This is a genomic window from Kitasatospora sp. NPDC056531 (assembly GCF_042794375.1).
Lineage (GTDB): Bacteria > Actinomycetota > Actinomycetes > Streptomycetales > Streptomycetaceae > Kitasatospora.
In genome coordinates, this window is the sequence record NZ_JBHTTU010000057.1 from 24284 (window position 1) to 43320 (window position 19037).

Consider the following 19037-nt stretch of genomic DNA (forward strand, 5'->3'; position numbering starts at 1 on the left):
TCAGCAGCACCGGCACATCGATCCCCAGCCCCTGCCGCACCTGCCGGTGCCCCTGGTGGATCGCGGCCAGCCAGCCTGCGTACAGCGGGAAGCCCTCGGCGGGCTTGAGCCGGAGGTCGAAGTCCCACTCGCCCTTGTGGTCCTTGTGCAGGCTGTGGGTGTAGTGCGGGTTCAGCGAGGACGGCAGGACCCGGGTCGGCGTCAGCCGCCCGAGCGCCGTCACCACCGGCCCGCCCGCGGTGCGCACGGCGGCCCCGGCGGGCATCGACAGGAACGGACTGTTCAGGAACACCCCGTCCACCACCCCCTGCCCGGCCCGACGCCCCGCCCACAGCGCGCCGACCAGACCACCGGCGGAGTGCCCGTTCAGCAGCAGCTGCCGGTGCCCGTCCACCTTCCGGATGATCCGGACCGCCTCGTCGATCTCCTCATCGTACTCGGCCAGGTCGCGAACGAAGTTCGGCGACTGGTGCGAGCGGAGGGAACGCCCGTAACTGCGCAGGTCCAGGGCGTAGAACGAGAACCCGAGCGCGGCGTAGTGGTCGGCCAGATTGGTCTGGAAGAAGTAGTCGTTGTACCCGTGGATGTACAACACGGCCCGCTCGGCCCCCGGCACCAGGGTCGCGCAGACCGCGCCCTCGTCATCCGGCCGCGGCGGCGGGTACTGGCGTCCAGTACATGGGCTTCACCAGTGCTTGGACAATCAACAGCCACGCCGAATCCGTCATCTCCGATCTGGCTCCCGGTTGCTGCCCGCGATGGAGACGGATCGGTCCAAGCCATTTGCCCAGCAGCGATGGGATCAGTAGCAGCAGGATCGGTCGCCCAACTACCGCACCTGGTAAAGAGGTTCATGGAACGCAGTGGCCGACGAGGCGGCGTTTGAGTTGTTCCGGCAACTCACTGCACCAGGGATCAACGTTGACGACATGTGCGACGGCATCGTCGATCCGAACTTCTGCGTGATCGACGACGTGTGGAGGGATCAGCCGGACGAGGGCATCTTCGCCTCGGCAAATCGAAGGAATACGCGGTCGCATCGTTCTTCCCTGCCATCGGCCCGGCCCGCGCCCTCCTCCCGGGCTGGTGCGGCAACCTCCTCCTCCTGCACTACCCCCACCCCGAGAGGAGTCTGTCCTTGGCGGCACGCTGCGGCTGTGGCGCGCCGCGGCCGAGAACGGGCTCGGCTTGTACGGCGTGGCGGTACGCGTTTCCTGACCCCCTTGCCCCAACTCGGCCTCTTGGAAAGGGTCTTACCCACACACTCTCGCCTGCCCGGCGGCCGGGCCGGCGGGCAGTTTGCCGTACTGACCGAGCTCTCGGATATGCGTCAGTCGCCCGGTCGTCGCACCCCACCCGCAGAAGTCGCGCGGATCGCCTGGTCAGCCGCCAGTCCGCAGATCACGCAGGCCCTCTTCGAAGGCCGTGAGTGCGTACTGCCCTGTGCCGCGCCCTGGCATCTCGAGCTTCTTGAGCTGCCCTCCGACAATGTGGGAGACCAGCGGCACCGGAAGCGCGTCGGGCCAGAGGCCGGTCCGCTTGCCCTCCGAGAGCACCCGGCGGAACGCGCCGGTAGATCCCCGAAGGTTTCGGCCATTTGCCTTCAACTCCTCTGCGGCGCACTCGCCTTCGCCGTGGACGACCTGGAGCAGGATCTGCTGTGCGCGGGGCGGCAGGCGGTCGTAGTACGAGCGGGCCCGCTTCGGCGTCCAGTGGTCGTCGGGCTCCGCGGTTACGACGGCGGCGGGCATGGCAGCGAGAGCGAGCAGCTTCTCGAGCGCCTCGGGGGTCGGGTTCTCCACGGTGATCGTGATCTTCATGGCGCACACCTTTGCAGCTCAGTCGCCTGAACACAAATAACCACAGCAGACGCGTTGAAGACAAGGAGAAGCGCTACAGGCGCCAATTCTGCATCAGTCTCTGTGTTGCATCGACGACAGTCAGGTACTCGTGCCGTTCGAGCTCGACCGGGTCGACCCGAACGAGACGTTGACTGAGGACGCGGCCGACGACCTGGCTTCCGCCCGGCCGGCCCGCACCAGCCAGACCTACGCCGAACAGTGGCGCTACTTCGCCCGCTGGTGCGCCGACAACAGCCGCCATCCGGGACCGCGCACCAGCGAGGCGAACATGGTGTCCTACATCTCCCACCTACGGCGCCGCGACGGGCGCGACGGGCGCGACGGCACAGGTGCGCCGGTGAGCTCCCTTCGGCTGGCGATGGCCGCGATCCGCGATGCCAACGCCCGTGCGGGGTACAAGAACTGGCCGCCGAAGAAGGCGACCGCCGAACTGATCCGCAAGCAGGCCGGCGAGCACGCCCGTGCCCGGCGCACCCCGAAGTCGAGCCCGCCCGTCGACGCCGCCCGCATCGCTCATTTCCAGCAGGGCACGACCGCCGGCGGCCCGCTCGCCCGGTGGCGCGACCTGACGATCCTGCACCTCGGCTACCGCACCCGGGCCCGCCGCTCCGAACAGGCCGCCTACCGCATCGACTCCATCGCCTTCGAACACCTCGGGGACGGCACCGAGCAGATGGTCATCGGCAAGCGCACCAGCAAAAACGACCACTGGTCCACCGGCCGCGAGTACGTCATCCGCGACCCGGTAGCGATCATCGTCGTGCGCACCTACATTCACTGCTCGCCGAACTCGACCAAGGGGAAACGCAGTTGCCACTACTTCGTGGCATCACCCGATGGGGCCAGCTCATGTCTGTCCCCGCCTCCGGAACCGACATGACCGGCCACGCGGTGAACCGCGCCTTCAAGCGGATGGTCTCGCGAACCCCCGCCTTCGACGCGAAAGAGGCCACCAGCCACGGTCTGCGCGCCAGCGTTCCGGCCGACCTCGCGGCCCAAGGCTACAGCCCAGCCGAGATCATGGTCATCACCGAGGATTGGAAGTCCACCACCATGGTCGAGAAGTACGCCAAGGCGGGTCTACGCCGCGCAGGTAAGGACAAACTGGGCCGCGCCCAACAGGCCCTCGATGCGCTGGTGGTCCAGCCACCGCCCAATCCCACTGGTTCCACTGTGTAGGACGGTGAGGACTGCTTACAGTAACTACTGCCACCGACTACTGAGGTTTCCGTGTGGTTGTCAGGTGGGGGCCTGACCGCCGGAAGCGAGCAAGCTGTGATGTTGACGCGCTAGCGAGATGCCCGGTGTGAGGGTTTCTGCCGAGGATGTTCCTGGCGCATTTGTCGGGTTACAAGCAGCTGGCGCACCATCTGCTGCAAGGACACCACAGCTGTCACCGGCGGAAGGCCCGCGACCACGGCCTCAGGCATTGTGCTGGGCGTGTCGACGATACACAGGAGACTGGCGATACCTGCGAACACCAGGATGACCGTCCAGGAATTCGCCACCTTGTGTCCTCCCAGAGCGGCCCGCAGAACGGAGAGGGAAGCGGCTATCCACGGCCCGTAGACGACGACCGGCCAGTACCGGGACAGATCCCTCGGCAGCTGGGAAAGGGCCACGTCCTGCAGAGGGTGATAGGAGATTATCCATCCGAGGATGCACACCGCGGTGACGATCGTTGCAGTCAGGAATCCGATGACGGATCCCACGATGTCGGACCGGCGGCGCGCCGGGCGTGCGTGACGCTCCCGGCGGTCAGCGATTAGCTGGGGGCGGAAGCCCATGGCCTGCAGGCCGGCTCCCCCTTCGAGCGCTTCCCCATCCGAAGGGTACGACTGCAGGCCTGGATCGGCCCAGCCATCGACGACCGGGTAAGACAGGTCGGCGGACAGCTGCCCGGCGGGCGGCCAGAGGGCGTGGTTGTGTATCACTCCGTCATCGGGGATGAATCCGGCTGTGCAGTAGGGGTTGAACGCGGTGTTCGTTGACTCGTACAAAGCATCCCTCCTGTTCGCGTTATTGCGGCTCTCGGCTGGCGGCCTCAATCAGTCTTTCTCTGATCGGTACAGCCGCATCGAGAATTCAAACTCGAGCCGACGCAGGACGCGGAAGAGTTCGGCCAGCTGGCGTGAGCAATGCGTCAGCGCCACGCGTTCGCCATTCTTTACGAGATAACCAACTTCCAGATCACCCACGGCATTCCTCCGACCCGGAACGAATAGCCAGTTATCACCGGCACTACAGATCCTGTCTCGCTCCAGCAGCAATGGAAGAGGCGGCTTGGCTGTTGGACTCATGCCCCGACAACGATGGGCTAATCACCGAGAAATGTACGGCATCCGGGTGTCCTGAAATATGCTCATGTCGCCCGCGCTCAGAGCTTTTACGCAGGTCACCGAGCTCCTCGTTCAGGCGGGCGGCAGTCCTGCGGCTGGCTTTGAAGGGGAGCGATCGAAGCGAGCGCTACCATCTCCGCTCGCTCGGCTTCCCCACTTTCCAGGCGTGGTGGCCGCGAAGAGTGCCAGATACTCTGCGATTCTCCCCAGCACGGCGCGCCGGCGCGCGGAGCCGCAGGTCGCCAGGCTCCGGGCGGATGCACCCGTTGCGACCTCTGTCCTTCAGCCGGCCGATTTACGGAAGCTCAGGTTGTCTGAGCGGCAGGTCAGTCGTGTGTCTCATTTGGATGACCAATGACAGGACCGTTTGATACCGCACCATGGCCGTCGGCTTGAGCCGTGGTGGCGATCGACGCGGCTGCGCCCACTTGGTGATCAACCGGCAGCCTCCGGGCCAGCCCGTGGACGACTGGTGGCCGCGCCCCATCGCGACCGCGGAATCCTCGGCTGACCGCGGGTTTCGACCGTCCCGCCCGAAACCTTCCCCGGCGACGGGAACGGGAGCGTTCGAGCCGCCCGTCGGCCGATTCGAACGAACTTTCCCGCAAGCAGTTGCAGTGGGCTCCAAAGATGAGTCGTGTACGAGAGTATTCACACTCTGTGATGGACCGGGTACTCTTGGTCAAGCCATGGCCCAGTCATGGATCAGCCGCCCGGACTCTGGCAGGTCCGGACGGCTCCAGGGGCAGTCGACGCGACATCGCTGTTCCAGATCACCCCTCAGGCATCTGGACGCGAAACCGCGCTTGGCAGAAGCGACCGCTCATGATCGCTTCTCATTGTTCGTTCGGCCTTCTTCAACCACCCCTGCTCCCCTACGGGGAGGTCTTGACATGACCTAGCAGCAACGAGACGGCTCGGTCCGCACCACCGGACCTTCACCGTCTTTGCGCCAAGCACATGCCTCGGCGTCTGAACGCTTTGCTTCCGCCGTCACTGAGCACATGCCCGAGTCGACGACGGAATCCACCGCTGCCTCGGCCCGTCTGCACACCTGGGATCCTGCGAGAACCGGTGTCCTGACGGGCTGTTGCCTCCTCACACGTCCGTAAGTAGGCAATGCCATTTTGCATCACAGAATCAAAATCTGCCAACTAGCCCCTGCCCGTGTCCCGGGTCGTCGCTCCATCCGTCTAGGAGGAGGGCACGGAGTCCGCAATGAGCGAAACCTCCAAGGACCTCCCCAAACGGGCTCTCGAGCACGAGTGGTCACCGCTCAAATGGAGCCGACCGCAGGAAAAGTCGCCTCGACGGCTTTGGGGCGGCCGGCCGGACCGGCCAGGGAAGTGAGCGAGCGTCGCACTTTCGGCGGTGCTCCGTGAGTCCGCGATTCTCGGGCGCCGTGCACACGGAACCCTCCTGGGTTCCCGGGCAGGCGCGTGCGGCCGGGCAGGCTCGCCTGCCCGCTACCCGGTTCCCGGCGGCGTGGCTCAGTGACAGGGACTTGACCGGTGACCTGATCCGGGTAGTGACGCTAGTTCAGGACTACGGCTGGAAGTCAGGATTGTGCTTCGCCGCTGACGAGACGATCGGGAGACAGCTGGGGCTGTCCCGGGGTGGTGTGAACCGCCTAATCGCCAAGGCGAAGGCCAAGAATCTGGTTCGCGTGTCTCGAAATCCTGCGACCCGAACCATGAACCGGTGTGTTCGCCCACTGGCCGACGATGAGCTGGCCGTGTGCGTCGGCTCATATGCCCGGGCGCATCTGGCCGGTACTCGGTTCAAGGTTTATGCGTTGCTCTCCCTGCGGCAGCGGTTCACCGAGTCGACTCCCGTCGCGCGAATCGCACGCGAGTGCAGGATAAAGGAGGACACGGCCCGCGAAGCGGTGGCCGAACTCCTGGTCCAGGGCTGGGTGAGCAGAAGACAGGGCGAGAAGAGGGGATACAGATACGTCGTCCACCCCATGCCCGTCCGCGTACCGAGCGGGCAGAGCGAGTCTCTCCCGAGCGGGCCCGTTCCCGCGCTGCAGTCCGCGGACGGGCCCGCAGGCGGCGGTGTCGAGGTCTTCGGCTCCGGACCGGACTCCCATCGCGGCGCCTCGCCCGGCGTGTGCCGGGAGGCCCCCGGTTCGGTGACAGCCGGCCCCCCCGGTTCGGTGACACTGAGCCCCCCCGGTCCGGTGACAGAAACACGATCCCCCCAACATGACGTGCTGAACATGCCGGCCGTCGTGGGTGGTTGTTCGTCGCGCGAACCGGAAACCGTGCGCCCGCGCGCGCGAGGACGCGCGGTGGGAGCCACGGGGGGCGAAGCAGGCCCGGCAGGGCACGGCAGACGGCGAACCGACCAGAAGATGATCCAGTCGATGACCAACGAGCAGAGGCGATGGGGACAGCAAGCCGCGTCGTCGGCTCTTGGGCGCCTGCCGAGGCAGCTGGTGGACCGGCTGACCGAGCGACAGCTCGACCTCCTCGCTCAGCACATTGTCGCAACATTCGCCGACTACAGCGCATCCCCTGAGGTCCATGGCGCCGTGATTCTCGAAGCTCTCGAGTCGGCGTGGGAGTTCGCGCGCCGCAGGGAGCCGGTCGGCGCTGTGCCGTGGTCTTCGGTGGTCTCCCCGCTTCCCTGGCTGATCAGGGTCGTCGACCGGGCAAGCGAGACGGTCACAGGGAGCAGGCCGGTCCGAAGCCCCGAGTGCGCACTCTGCCGCGGGCCGCTGGTCGTCCGCGACGCCGAGGACCCGGAAACCTGCCGATCCTGCGGTCCCGCCGCCGCCGCTGCCGCCTGCCGTCGGCTTCGGGAGCAGTGGGAGCTATCCGGTCACCAGCGGGACGCGCCGCCCCCGGGAGACCCGCCCGCGGCGCGGCCCGTGCCCGTTCACCGACGGAGTACGCCAACAGCCGCCCCGAGCGGACTCTCGGACCGGATGGCGACAGAGGGCGAAGAGTCGGAGGGAACCGTCCTTCGCCGGCGGCTTGCCGCTCGCCGACTTGAGCGGGAACAAGCCCGCGCCCGGGCCGGCGAGGATCTGGCGGCGGCCCGCACCGCCTTTGCCGGTCAGCCTCGCCAGGGCATCACCGAGGCCGCCCGTCAGGAGGGCACCGGTCGAGGAAGAGCCGACCAGGCGCGCGGGCACGGCACCGGGCTCCGCGACGTGCCGCTGGAGGCCGTCGCGGCGTCTGTTCCTGCTCCACGGCGGGAGGGCCGACCTGATGCGGGGAAGACCCGCGTGGTCGCCCCAGCGCGACCGGAACCTGCGAGATCGGGACCTGCGAGACGCCACCGTGGCACCCCTCGTCATGTCTGCCTTCCCGGTGGTCCGCCGGCTGCCCCCCTGGTGCCAAGGGCCGACCGGGCGCGGGGACCCGCGCGGGCGTCCCCGCGACCGGACCGGAGGCCGGAGCCTGCCGTGGGAGTCCGCCCTGGACATCGCCGATTGCAGGCCCGTCGCGGGCGCCGTCCCGGGTGTGCCACGAATGGTAGGCCGCCCGCGTTTGTCTGGAACTCAGTCCGTTCACCGCCAACGGGCATCGCTGCGCCGATCCATTGGCGCCCGGAAGGGGTATTGGCAGCACTTACTGAGGATGAAATCCTCCTGCACATCCGCTGCCCGCTCCGGTGCTGTCCGAGCTTGAGGTCGCGGTTTCCAGGGCGATCAAAGACTCGGCTGTTCACGTCAGTGTTAATATTACGGAACCCACTTGTGACCAGAAGAGTCCGCGACCCGACCCGGGCTATGTCAGCTCGTGCCCGAGAATTTCCCCGGGGCATCAGGAAAGGTCCGGTGCGCTCGACCCGGAGGATCGCGTCGAGGAGCGACTCCGAAGTCGTCGCGGGCAGATCGGCCGGCGGGCCGAGAGCCGACATCGTGATTGATCGACGAACCGCGCAGTGAGAACCCTGCGAGCCATCGGCCACGATGCCGATCACCGCCTATCGGCAACCATCTACCAAGCCGCATCGAACATGCCGTCCAATTTTCCGAGCGAGCAGTCCAGGATATGAAAATTGCCTGGCAGGAGGGGCTTCCGGTCCGGTCACACAGGCGTTTGTATTTCCGGTACGCTCGACCATACGGGTGAATCGACCGGTCAGGGGATTGCGGCTATTCCGGCTCGATGGGTAACTAGATGCATCCGAACCGGGTGGGGTCACCCATCCTCTCCGGGGATAAGCAGCTGCCGTGTCTACCAGCGCTTCTGGCTAGCGTCTCATCATTGAAGAGGCGTGTCGCCATCCCCCGGTTGAGGAATTGGATCCGCGGGCCGGTGCGATTCTTTTCGCACCGGCCCACAGCGGCTCACATGCCGCCTCCGCAACAGCCGGCAGCGGCTCTCTCTCCGGGCGGGCAGACGCGGGCATGCGTAGGCTGCTGGCCGGGTTCCGCCCTCGGCATCCGGCTGCCTGTCAGGCACGCGGCGGACGCGAGTAAGGCGCCGCGCCGGCGCTCCGGGATCACACTGACAGTCAGCGACCGGACGGCGAAATCGTTCTCGAGGATGCACATGCCGTCCCCGACCGGTCGCTGAGGACCTTCGATGCCGCAGCGGACGACGTCGTCCGCGGCGAAGGCCGCGGAGTCGTCATCCTGAGGCGCCTGAGCGAGGCGATTCTCAACGGTGACCGTGGTTCACGCGGTCATCCGGAGCTCGGCGGTGAATCAGGACGGTCGATCCCGCAATCGGGCTGGTCGAAGCCCACGGCGCGAGCAGTCCGCTGGGCGCCCCGTCGACGCAACGTCCGGCCGACTGGCCGCACGGCCCCCGGCTCCTCCTCGTCGGCCAGCCGTTTGGGAGGGACCGGCCCGGAAGGCGGTCGCGGGCCGGACGCCGTCCCGGCCATAACGCGCACAAGCGGAACGGCTGATTTCGGCCAGGTCGGTGCGGAATTCCATGAGCGAGTCGCCGGCCACCCTCGGACACCTGCAAGAAAACTTGCCCGAATAGTCCATCGAAGACCAGGATCAATGGCCCTGGCCGTCCGCCATTCGCAGCGAAACCCGGACTCGAGTGAACGATACAAGCCAAGTTCATTCCGCCGGATGCCCAGTGGCACGAACAACTCTTCTTACCTTCACACTAGGCGCCTGCATTACGTAAACACGCCCCCTTTTTTTGGAACAGTCGCTCCCCGCGGATAATCTATTTCTGATTTACTTCGACCAGCCCGGCGCCTGCTCGCCGGAGGGAATGGTCCTCATGCACCGGGCGCGGCCTGAGCCGCGAAGCCGCGAGCAGTCGTACCGGCAGCCGCTTCGGCTCGTGAGCCGAGAAGCGACCCCGCCGCTCACCGAGGAGGAGATTCCACTGACCACCGCAGAGATCAATGGACGGCCGACGGGAGTTCTCACCGAGGATGTCCTGAGCCACTGGGTCAGGGGCCGTCCGCTGACCTTCAGGCTGCCATCTCTCGGTCGCGCGGTACCGATCTCCCGGCGGCTGGCAGGGCTGTGGCTGGACGCCGAGGACGTTCGGGCCGGCCATGCCCGGGACGCGGCCTTGCTCGTGATCTCCGAACTGGTCACCAATGCCCTCGAGCACTCCAACAGTGCACACATCACCGGTTGGTTGCGCCGGACCGCGGACCGGCTCCTGCTGGAGGTCCGTGATCAGGGAAGGACTTCCACGGTGCCGCGGCTGCACCGCGCCACGCCGGACGAGGACCACGGCAGAGGCCTGGCGCTCGTTGCGGGCTACTCGCAGGAGTGGGGGATGCGGCTGAACACGGACGGCGGCTGCTCGGTGTGGGCTGCCGTCCCGCTGTCCGGTCGGAGCACTGCCGCGTGGTGACTGTTCAGGGGCGGTCGCCGGCCACGCGCCGCAGTTGCCGGTGCCCGGCCGGCAGGCGGTGCTCCGGGGCGCGACGCGGTGCTCCCTGACACCACCCGCCACCGGTTGCGTCCACCGGCGTGCGGGCGCCCGCGATCCGACCAGGCCGGACGGCAGATCGAGCGTCGAACTTCAATCATCCACCGCGCACATCGTGAGGAGAACCCATGCCCAGCTCAAGCACCGAGAGCCGTGAAGTCCTCAACAGCATCATCAACTCCGTGACGCAGCTCGACCGCGACGCCCTGCGTCGCCTCGATCCCGAACGGCTCAGCGCGCAGTTCGACGCGCGTCTGGAGCTCGAGGACTACTTCCACGCGCTTTGGGAGCATTTGAAGGCCAGTGGTGAGCGCCCGGCCATCCGCGCGGAATATCAGCCGCTTGCCGCTGTCCTCGATCTGCTCACGGGTCTGAGCGAAAATGCCATGTTCGCAGACTGCGCGAAACAGCGGGATCTGCACCATTTGCTCCAGCGGTGACAGGCTTGTCCGGAATCAGGTGTGAGGGGCTTCGCCCGGAGGGTGTTGCCGTCCGTGGCTGGTCGTCCGGCCCGACTGCTTCGGGGGTGTCATCGCGCCTCCTCGACCACGCGCGACCGCGGAGGTCACCGCTCTCGCGCCGTCCTTCCTTGCCGGTCACTGTGCCATGTGCGCGTTGCGGCGGTACGCGGGGTTGGCGAGTGCGCTGGTGACGGCGTCCGCCGGGGAGCGGGCCGACAGCCCGCGCAGGGCGACGACCGCGGGGCTGACCCCGATGAGACGAGTCATCCGGCCCGAACGTGGCTGTGGAACTGAAGCGCACGAAGGACACCGGGACCGCCGGGACTCCTGATCGCGCTCCTGCGGCGGTGTGCCGGCCCAGCGGTGGACCCGGCGCAGTGCCGCGGTGGTGATCTTGATGAGTCACTCGGCGTCGTCGAGCACGCTGCCGCCGAAGCCGACGAACACCGGTGGCGGCCCGGTCTCGAGGAACGCGAGCGGTTCCACGGGAGGCTGCCCAGGGGTGCGACGCCCTGGGAGGCGAGCAGGATGTCGGCGTCTTGGCGTGCCACCTGGAGAACGCGCTCGGCGTACCCGGGGATTTGGGGAGAACACCGTGCGGGTCAGCGCGGGCCTGCCTCGTAGGCCGGTTCCCCGGTAGGCACTACGCGCCTGGCGGGACGGGTGGCTTGGTGCCGACGCCCTCGCGTTGGCCCCGGCACCAGCCCGGCTGCGGGCGCCGCTGGCGCCCGCACCGATCGATCGGCGCCCGTCCACTGGGTGTCTGCTCACACTGCCGGCTCTGTCAGGGCGTTACCGTTCCGATCCGGCTCGCGGAGTTCTCGGTGAACCAGGGGTTGCCGTCGGATCCGGTGGTGCGGGCCCACACCCGAGCAGGTCGACAACGAGCACCGCGTACCGTGAGACCTCACACCTCGGCATACCGGACAACCTCCAGGGCGTCCGTCAACTCGGCCGCCACGGCGTCCTCACTGTTCAGCGCAGCGGCGGAATCGCCGATCGCGTTGGACATCGCCGCATGGATGCCGTCGGTCGCTGCGGCGATGATGTCCGCGTGGACCTGGGCCGGCTGGCAGAAGCAGGTGAGCCCCGCTCCGGCCAGGATGACGAGGGTGCGGAGGTTGTAGGTGCGAGCGTCGGCGGGGTCGCCGACGGAGTCGGCGTCGATGGCGGCCGCGTTGCTGTCGAGCGCGGCCGTGAGATCGGCGGCACACGTCGACACCTGGAGCCTGGGAGCTTCCGCGGCCCGCGCCGCGGGGGCGATGGCGAGGGCGACGCCGGATGCGACGGCTACGACGACGACGCCGGCGGCAAGGCGAGAACGGGTCATCCGAATCCCCTCCGAGAAGAAGCGTTCATGCTGGTGGGACGCCAGCATGAACGGAACGTAATTCACCGCCAAGGGCGGGCGGCAGGGCGCTCAGACCGGCAGAGCGATGCGAAGAATTGACGTTCCGGCAATCGAAGGCGAATTCAGTAGTCTTCATACAAGTTGGCGCTACTCCATCCGAGTCACTATAGGGAAGACCGGCATCCATGGCCTGGAAGGGCGGGATGGGGAATTCGGTTAGCGATTTCCGGCGTTTCACTTGTCGCTGGTCTGTGAAATTACCCGGCTCGGGTCAGCCGCCGCCGACCACACGCAGGACGGGGTGATGTCCGGTTCAGGTGCCTCGCCAGGTTGGTGTGGCTTCGCCGGTAGGGCATCGGATCATGTTATCGATGCATTGCGAGGTGGATCACGGTCTCTGAACCGACGGGTCCGTTGCCCTCGGTCGGTTCTTTCAGGATCCGATCGAGAACCCCCGTCCACCACCAGGATCGGCCGGGGCGCCCCGGCGAACCGTCAGCCTGTTGACCGGACTCTAATCCGTCCTCCTGACAGGCGTCCTGCCGGAGCGCTTCGGCCGCCGCGAGCGCTTCGGCGGACGGCGGGCTGTACATCTTGCTGTGGCAGGCCGGCCTCGATACCGGGAGCGGGCGTTCGAGGCCGATCCCGTGCCGGTGGCCGATGACCGACAGGCTGGCACCGTCGGGCGCCAATGAATGATGAACGATCACCCTTCCACGAGGAGTCGCGATCGCCAGAAGGGGATCACCGAGCCTTCGGCGCACTTCCACGGTGTGACCGTGCAGATGCCGTGGAACCGCGTAGAGGTTGCCCCGGTAGGACACCATGCTGTTGGCCGAGACCTCGCGAGCCACGCTGACCTTGGCAGGGTACGGGTCGTGGGGAAGGTCGAGCAGGACCGGCGCGGCGGGCACGGTGTACCCGTCGTGGCCGCTGCTCGCCGCGGCCCGGCGAGCGTCCATGAGCCTGGCCAGCCTGCCGAGGCTCTCCTGCGCCTCCAGCAGGCTGGTGTCCGCACCGATGGTCTGCCACCACAGGACGAGTGCTTGCCCGATCGCCTGGTCGCCGGCGTCCTGCCGCGCCGGACTGAGATCCGCGACAACACCGTAGTGCTTCGCAACCTTGCCCAGCGCCGTGGTCAATTTGCCGCCTCCCGGGCAGGGGATCGGCTGCGTCCGGTCGAAGCACCAACGCCAGCCGGTTCCGCCGAACTGGCGCAGGATCCGGTCGACGGAGTCGACCAGATGGCCGAGATCGATCTGCTCTGCGAGCACCGCGCTCCAGCGCTGGGAGTGGGTCAGGCGTCCCACCAGGATGCACGCATGAGTGCTGCCCCAGTCCGTCGGGGGGTCGGAGAGGACGAACCAGCGGAAGTGCACTTCCTCCCCGTTGTCCGGCCGGCCGGGACGGGTGCGAGGGGGGCGCCGGCACAGCGGGCACCGGGGACGCAGCTGATGGGTCCGCAGAGCGCGGGTGAAGGTCGAGTAGCCGCCGGTGTAGCCGAGATCGATGAGTTCGGCGAACAGCATGGATGCCTGAAAGTGGGCATCGTCCTGCAACCGCCGGCGGCAGTAGGGGATGAACCGCTCGAACTCGTCCCTGCCGGAGCTGCGGACTCCGACTGTGCGCTTCCCGCTCAGATAGGAGCTAACGGTCTTGCGGTCGCGGCCGAGGAGACGGGCGATTGCGGCGATCGACAACCCTCGGGATCGGAGGGCGCAGATGTTGATGTATTCCTCTCCGGTCAGCATTCCACTCCTAGCTAGCTTCGATATGACTTACAGCCCCCTCGTGGGGCCCATGGGAAGCCAGGAAATATACACGAATCCCGCGAGTGGGAGAAGAAAGGTTTCTGCAAGACATCACCGATTGCTGTGCAATTTGAGTGAGCGAATCACCCGGCCATCAATTGGCAAAGACCCCATGCGCCCCATGTCAAGTCGCACGCGGAGATCGGCCAAACAGTGGCCGGATCTCAGCCGTTGAGTTCTTAACAATTTTCACAAGTATGCAATGGAAGACGACTGGCATAGACCTCTGTGGGCGCGAGAGCAATCGCGGTTCTCCCCGGAATTTCAGGCCAAACATGCGTCAGGCCGCACGTCACAAAACTGTGCTCAGCGTGCCGGGGTTCGCATGGGCACGGATCCCCGACGGCCGCCCTGCCGGTACCGCCGCTCAGTGAATGTCGCTGGCATATGCCGGTGTGCATGCTCACCCGCGCGCCCCCCGTCTGCTCCCATGCTCGGCGCTGACCACGCCCGGTGTCAGCGACGGTTGACACTTCGTACGGTTCCGCGCCGCACACCAGAAGCGCACGCGGCCGCCAGGGGGCAACCCTCGGACAGCCCCGCCGGTCCGGCCAGGAGGAGCGCGCCCTGCGCTCCCGGGTGGAGATCCGCGTGCTCGGGCACCAGCGCCGCCCGTGCCGACGGGACCCGAACCACCCGTGTCCATGCCGGCGGCGATCGCGGCCACGTACGCGGACGAGGAGCCAGGAGCCGGAGGCTCGGAACGTCGGCTGCGCGAGATTTCCAACTCGACTGGGGACCCCGCCGCCGACGGCACAGCCACCAGGACGTCCTTCAGCAGGTGGGCGTCCGCACCCTCGGAGCGGAGGTCCTGCCGCGCGGTCATCTCGCATCACGCGCACGACGGTCAGTGTCCTGGTCGCCGGCTGCGCATCGCCCGCGTACGGCTCGACCACACTCTCGCGCAGCTGTATTCGGGCGAGGTCCGCTATCGGCGGGCGCGGCCGACGGCCTCGGCGAACGCGGCTCGGCGCTCGCGCAGCCGGTCGGTGCCGGCCAGCCTGCGCCCACAGCCGCTCCGGGCGCTCGGCGCCGGGCAGCAGCTCCGAGGCCGTGCGCGGGGTGGCGGTGAAGTACGGGCGGCGGGCGGCCGGGACCTGGTCGTCGCCGCGGACGGCGGCCCGGGCCTTGTTCAACCGACCGGGAGGGTGCCCTGGCTCCACCGGAGAGAGGTGAGAGCGGTCGCCGGAGACGGGCCACACTGCCAGCCGACACGTGCCGCCAATCGGGTGATGTGACGTCAAGTACCTTGCCCGCTTGTCACCTTAATGGGTTACTGGGAGCGTCCAATCCGGTGGGTCGCCCATCCTCTCCGGGGGAGTGGGGCGTCGGCCTGCCGTATGGCCGGTCACTACCGGTGGCGCCGTGGGCTCTCCTGGCAGGGGCGTGAACGATCCGCCCGCCACCGCGACCGGCGACAGTCATCCAGGACCGTCTCGCCCTCACGCCCGGAAAGCGGCCCGGCCACACCCGTGGACCGGCCGCCGGCGCCCGGTTCACCGCCTCGGCCGTCTTTTCGCCCTCGCCGGGGCCTGGTCCGACCCGCACCGTGCGTGGCCTGTGACCCTTCCTGAGCACGCACGGTGCGCGGTTCACCTCACCTCGTTCAAGGAGGCAGTCGTGCCCATCTCCCCCAACCAGGGATCGACCGGCGGCGGAACCACGGTGACCATCACCGGCAGCAACCTCGCTGGAGCCACGGCCGTGCACTTCGGCGCCAAGCTGGCCACCATCACCGCCAACACGGCCACCTCGGTCACCGTCACCTCGCCCTCCGGCAGCGGAGTGGTCCAGGTGGTCGTGACCACCCCGGGCGGTAGCAGCAACCCGCTGAACTTCTACTACGTCGGCGCGCCGTTCAAGGCCGCGCTCAGCGACACCTCCGGGCCGCTGGCGGGTGGCAACGTCATCACCATCACCGGCTCGGGGCTGTCGACCGCTACCGCCGTGCACTTCGGTACCAACACCGCCACGCCGACCGTCGTCAGCGACGGTGTGATCACCGTCACCGTGCCCGCGGGCGCGGCGGTCGGATCGGTCGGGGTGAGCGTGACCACCGCGGGCGGAACCAACAACGGCTTCACCTACACCTACGTGGACGTGCCCACCGTGACTGCGTTCACCCCCGGCTCGGGCCCGGCCTCCGGCGGCACCGCGGTGACCATCACCGGCACCTCCCTGAGCAGCACCCAGTCGGTCACCTTCGGCGGCCAGTCGGCCCCGTTCGTGGTCATCAGCGACACCACCATCACCGCCGTCGCGCCGCCCACCCTCGACGGTGCCCCCGGGCCCGCCAACATCACGGTCACCAACACGGCCGGCAGCGTGACCGCCGCGACCCCGTTCCAGTACCTCGCGAGCCCGGGGATCTGAGTCAGGAGTCAGGCGACTGACCACCTGAACCGCGTGGCCGACGAGGCCGTCTGCCCGGGCGGGACCGTCAATCGGTCTCGTCCGGGCAGATCCCGTCCCACCGCACCCGGCGCCCGATTCCTCGGCCGGCCCGGAAGAACGGGGTGGCCGCCTGATCGCGCGACACGAGCGACGCGATCGCCGGGTACGACCTTCGTCGCATCATGGAAGCGATCCGGTACGACGACCGCACCGGCGTCCCCGGTGCTACCTCCCGCACGACGTCGCTCCGTGGGAGAGCGTCTACGGATACTTCGCCGCCTGGCCGAAGGACGGGGACGTTCGCCAAGCTCAACGGCCCTCCGAGGCGCTTGGCGCGAGATCGGGCGTGATCCCCGAGCCGGGCGCCCGCGCGCTGGATTCCCAGAGCGTCAAGACGGTCCGTGCCGTGCGGGTGAAGGAGAGCGGGGACGGGGACGCGCACAAGGCCGCCGGCTTAGGCCCGCACCGCCGGGCGACAGGGCTGCGGGTCCTCACTGCGGCAGCGACCACCGTTGGTGTGGCAGGGCCCGTCGGTGAACCGGCTTATGGCGGTCGCGACTTGGATGGGACCGAGGGGCTGTCCTGGGTCGGCCTGCGGAGACTGCGGCGAAAGCCGGGTACAGCCACGTCAACGGCCCGGAGACCGCTGCTCGCCGTGGTCGCACGCGTAGGTCGGTGACTCGGCCGGTACCGGGCTGCTGAGGACTCTGACAGGGCCGTGAGACTGATCGACCCGGCCGGACCGTGAAACAGCGCGCGGACCGCCCAGGCCGCGGATCGCCGTGCGCCACGTGGGGCGCGACTCCAGAACTTCACTTCCCCGAGAGCGGAGAGGGCGTCCACTCCGGTGGGAGGCCTCGATCGTGCCCAGCCGCCGGGCCCCGGCTGGACGCTTCGCGCGGTGCGTCCCGGCCGGGATGAGCAATTCCGAACGGCAGAAGGTGGGGAATTCGTCCATCCGTGGCCGCTCCGTCTCTTGGACCGCGGGCAGGGAAGTCGCGATCTTGCCGGGTGAGGAATAAGCACGCAAATCCCGCGCAGAAAGGTCTGTTTTCGCTGATCAGCGTCGGTCGCACGCTATGGCACAGGCCATTTTTCCGGATTGCGGGAGATGGCCGGACACTGCGCCAAGCGGGTGAAAATCTGGTCGGAAGGCTTGTCACCGATTTCACTGCTCTGGATTACTTTTCTGTATCCAACCGGCGGGCCGCCCATCCCTCCCGGGGGAACGTGCAGCCGGCGCCCGCTGTGCATCAGGCGGCGGTGACGTGCGGCTCGCGATGGGCACCCCCGTGGAGGATCTGGATCCATCTGCCGGCGCCGTCTCAGCGGTGCCGGCAGATGCGGCGGCTTACATACGCCAGGAGGCGTCATGCAAGCAATCCAAAGGTTCCGAAGCGTGCTGGCCCGTGCGGCGACCGGGTGGTCTGCCGGCTCCTCTCCCTCGTACCGTCGAACGACGACCTCAGCGCTGTGCTGCTGGGGGCTTCTGCTGGGGTGGTACGTACCCACGGTGTTGGCAGGGAGTCAATCCGTGCGCGAACCGTCGACGACGGAAAGCGTGACCGCAGCCGCCTACGACCAGGTTTCCGAGCGGGACTCCTGCAGGATGCGCTCGAGCGAGTCCGTCCGTGGTAAACACAGGCGGCGCCGAGGGCGGATCGGCCGAGGACGGCGTTTCGGCCGCACAGACGGGCCTCCCGGCTCCAGCGACCCGGGCAAACGGCCGTGAACTCCTTCACAGGAACGAACAGGCCCTTTCGTGTCAGCCCACGTCGATCAACGACATTGCCGGCTACATGTCATGGCGTCAGACCATGTCGTACCTAGACCGCCTACGGGCCGGACAACGAAAGCGTCGGTCGGACAGGCGCTGTCGGGCCGGCCGCTCGGGCCCGATTCCGAGGCCCGCCGGTGAGGTTTCCCGGAATGAATCCGGCGACCTCTCCGAATCTGACCGGGATGCGCCCGCGTCGCTCGCGGACGTCTCGGACGCCGGGCCGATGGTCGTCACCGTACCCGGGACCGCCGATGCCCAGCACACCCACCACTGGTAGGACCCAGCGAGCGCACTCACCTGCGTCTCGCCGCCCGGACTCCGATGACCGACGGCCCACGCTCGCGCTCGACACGGCGGTCGGGAGTCGACACAAGCCCCGGTTCGGGCGGGGCTGTCCCACAGCCCAGCGGCTCACCACCCCTGACGAGCCCCGGTCGATGTTCCCTCCGTCGACCGGGGCTCCCCGTCTCGGCGCCCGTCGCGTCCCTGCGCAAATAGCCGACGCTGCAGGCGCCTTGCACACGCACGACATCCTTCGACTCGGAGACTGTACAACCCATGGGGGTAAGTCATGGTTGATCACAACATTCCGGTGCTTGCTTCGGTCAGTCCGGTGTCGGGGGCGGCGGGGTCGGTGGTGACGCTGACGGGCAGCGGGTTCACGGGGGCGACGGCGGTGCAGTTCGATGCCGTCGCCGCCTCGTCGTTCACGGTGGTCTCGGACTCACAGATCACCGCGACGGTACCGGCGGGCTCGGGCACGGTGCAGGTGACCGTGGTGGCGTCGTGGTGGGGGGCGACCAGTAACGGTGTCGCGTTCACGTACATGGTCGCCGCTCCGGTGATTGCCTCGGTCAGTCCGGTGTCGGGGGCGGCGGGGTCGGTGGTGACGCTGACGGGCAGCGGGTTCACGGGGGCGACGGCGGTGCGGTTCGGTGCCGTCGCCGTTACGGCGTTCTTGGTGCTGTCGGACACGCGGATCACTGCGACGGTGCCGGTGGGCTCGGGCACGGTGCAGGTGACGGTGACCACCCCCGGCGGCACCAGCAACGGTGTCGCGTTCACGTACATGGTCGCCGCTCCGGTGATTGCTTCGGTCAGTCCGGTGTCGGGGGCGGCGGGGTCGGTGGTGACGCTGACGGGCAGCGGGTTCACGGGGGCGACGG

12 protein-coding genes and 1 pseudogene are annotated in these 19037 nt (G+C 67.8%); 6 read left to right on the forward strand and 7 right to left on the reverse strand.

All coding sequences use genetic code 11. The features are described 5' to 3' along the window. Nucleotides 1-7: 7 nt before the first annotated feature. Together ACFQ87_RS32460 and ACFQ87_RS32465 are read right to left on the reverse strand one after the other, a co-directional pair. Nucleotides 8-616, reverse strand: a pseudogene (locus ACFQ87_RS32460) (alpha/beta hydrolase); the annotation flags it as partial. A gap of 766 nt (nt 617-1382) precedes the next feature. Next, on the reverse strand, nt 1383-1820 hold the full coding sequence (locus ACFQ87_RS32465) for a hypothetical protein (protein WP_380614442.1): 438 nt from the start codon (nt 1818-1820) through the stop codon (nt 1383-1385). 130 nt (nt 1821-1950) lie between these two features. On the opposite strand from ACFQ87_RS32465, the gene ACFQ87_RS32470 reads away from it, so the two are divergent. Together ACFQ87_RS32470 and ACFQ87_RS32475 are read left to right on the forward strand one after the other, a co-directional pair. Next, on the forward strand, nt 1951-2742 hold the full coding sequence (locus tag ACFQ87_RS32470; protein WP_380614441.1) for a hypothetical protein: 792 nt from the start codon (nt 1951-1953) through the stop codon (nt 2740-2742). After that, complete coding sequence (locus ACFQ87_RS32475) at nt 2739-3041, forward strand: hypothetical protein (RefSeq protein ID WP_380614440.1); 303 nt, start codon at nt 2739-2741, stop codon at nt 3039-3041. Before ACFQ87_RS32470 ends, ACFQ87_RS32475 begins: the two co-directional genes overlap by 4 nt. Before the next feature lie 110 nt (nt 3042-3151). Here the strand turns inward: ACFQ87_RS32475 and ACFQ87_RS32480 are convergent, their stop codons facing one another. Then, nucleotides 3152-3862 carry a DUF2637 domain-containing protein gene (locus ACFQ87_RS32480; protein ID WP_380614439.1) on the reverse strand — a complete coding sequence of 237 codons (711 nt, stop codon included), beginning with the start codon at nt 3860-3862 and terminating at the stop codon, nt 3152-3154. A 48-nt stretch (nt 3863-3910) separates the two neighbouring features. Further along, the gene (locus tag ACFQ87_RS32485; protein WP_380614438.1) at nt 3911-4060 is read right to left on the reverse strand and encodes a hypothetical protein; all 150 of its coding nucleotides are present in this window, start codon (nt 4058-4060) and stop codon (nt 3911-3913) included. Between the two features lie 5261 nt (nt 4061-9321). Here ACFQ87_RS32485 and ACFQ87_RS32490 point away from each other — a divergent pair. Both ACFQ87_RS32490 and ACFQ87_RS32495 read left to right on the forward strand, forming a co-directional pair. After that, nucleotides 9322-9996 (forward strand): ATP-binding protein, encoded by a 675-nt coding sequence (locus ACFQ87_RS32490; protein ID WP_380614437.1) that lies wholly within the window; start codon nt 9322-9324, stop codon nt 9994-9996. A gap of 206 nt (nt 9997-10202) precedes the next feature. After that, nucleotides 10203-10514 carry a hypothetical protein gene (locus ACFQ87_RS32495; protein ID WP_380614436.1) on the forward strand — a complete coding sequence of 104 codons (312 nt, stop codon included), beginning with the start codon at nt 10203-10205 and terminating at the stop codon, nt 10512-10514. A 156-nt stretch (nt 10515-10670) separates the two neighbouring features. Here the strand turns inward: ACFQ87_RS32495 and ACFQ87_RS32500 are convergent, their stop codons facing one another. The 3 genes from ACFQ87_RS32500 to ACFQ87_RS32510 all read right to left on the reverse strand — a co-directional run bounded on the left by ACFQ87_RS32500 (nt 10671) and on the right by ACFQ87_RS32510 (nt 13637). Continuing rightward, complete coding sequence (locus ACFQ87_RS32500) at nt 10671-10802, reverse strand: hypothetical protein (RefSeq protein WP_380614435.1); 132 nt, start codon at nt 10800-10802, stop codon at nt 10671-10673. A 640-nt stretch (nt 10803-11442) separates the two neighbouring features. Continuing rightward, nucleotides 11443-11913 carry a hypothetical protein gene (locus ACFQ87_RS32505; RefSeq protein ID WP_380614434.1) on the reverse strand — a complete coding sequence of 157 codons (471 nt, stop codon included), beginning with the start codon at nt 11911-11913 and terminating at the stop codon, nt 11443-11445. Nucleotides 11914-12251: 338 nt separating this feature from the next. Then, the gene (locus tag ACFQ87_RS32510) at nt 12252-13637 is read right to left on the reverse strand and encodes an IS21 family transposase (protein WP_380614433.1); all 1386 of its coding nucleotides are present in this window, start codon (nt 13635-13637) and stop codon (nt 12252-12254) included. A gap of 1680 nt (nt 13638-15317) precedes the next feature. On the opposite strand from ACFQ87_RS32510, the gene ACFQ87_RS32515 reads away from it, so the two are divergent. Both ACFQ87_RS32515 and ACFQ87_RS32520 read left to right on the forward strand, forming a co-directional pair. Next, the gene (locus ACFQ87_RS32515; RefSeq protein ID WP_380614432.1) at nt 15318-16070 is read left to right on the forward strand and encodes an IPT/TIG domain-containing protein; all 753 of its coding nucleotides are present in this window, start codon (nt 15318-15320) and stop codon (nt 16068-16070) included. A gap of 2372 nt (nt 16071-18442) precedes the next feature. Beyond that, a partial coding sequence (locus ACFQ87_RS32520; RefSeq protein ID WP_380614431.1) for an IPT/TIG domain-containing protein occupies nt 18443-19037 on the forward strand: 595 nt, incomplete at its 3' end.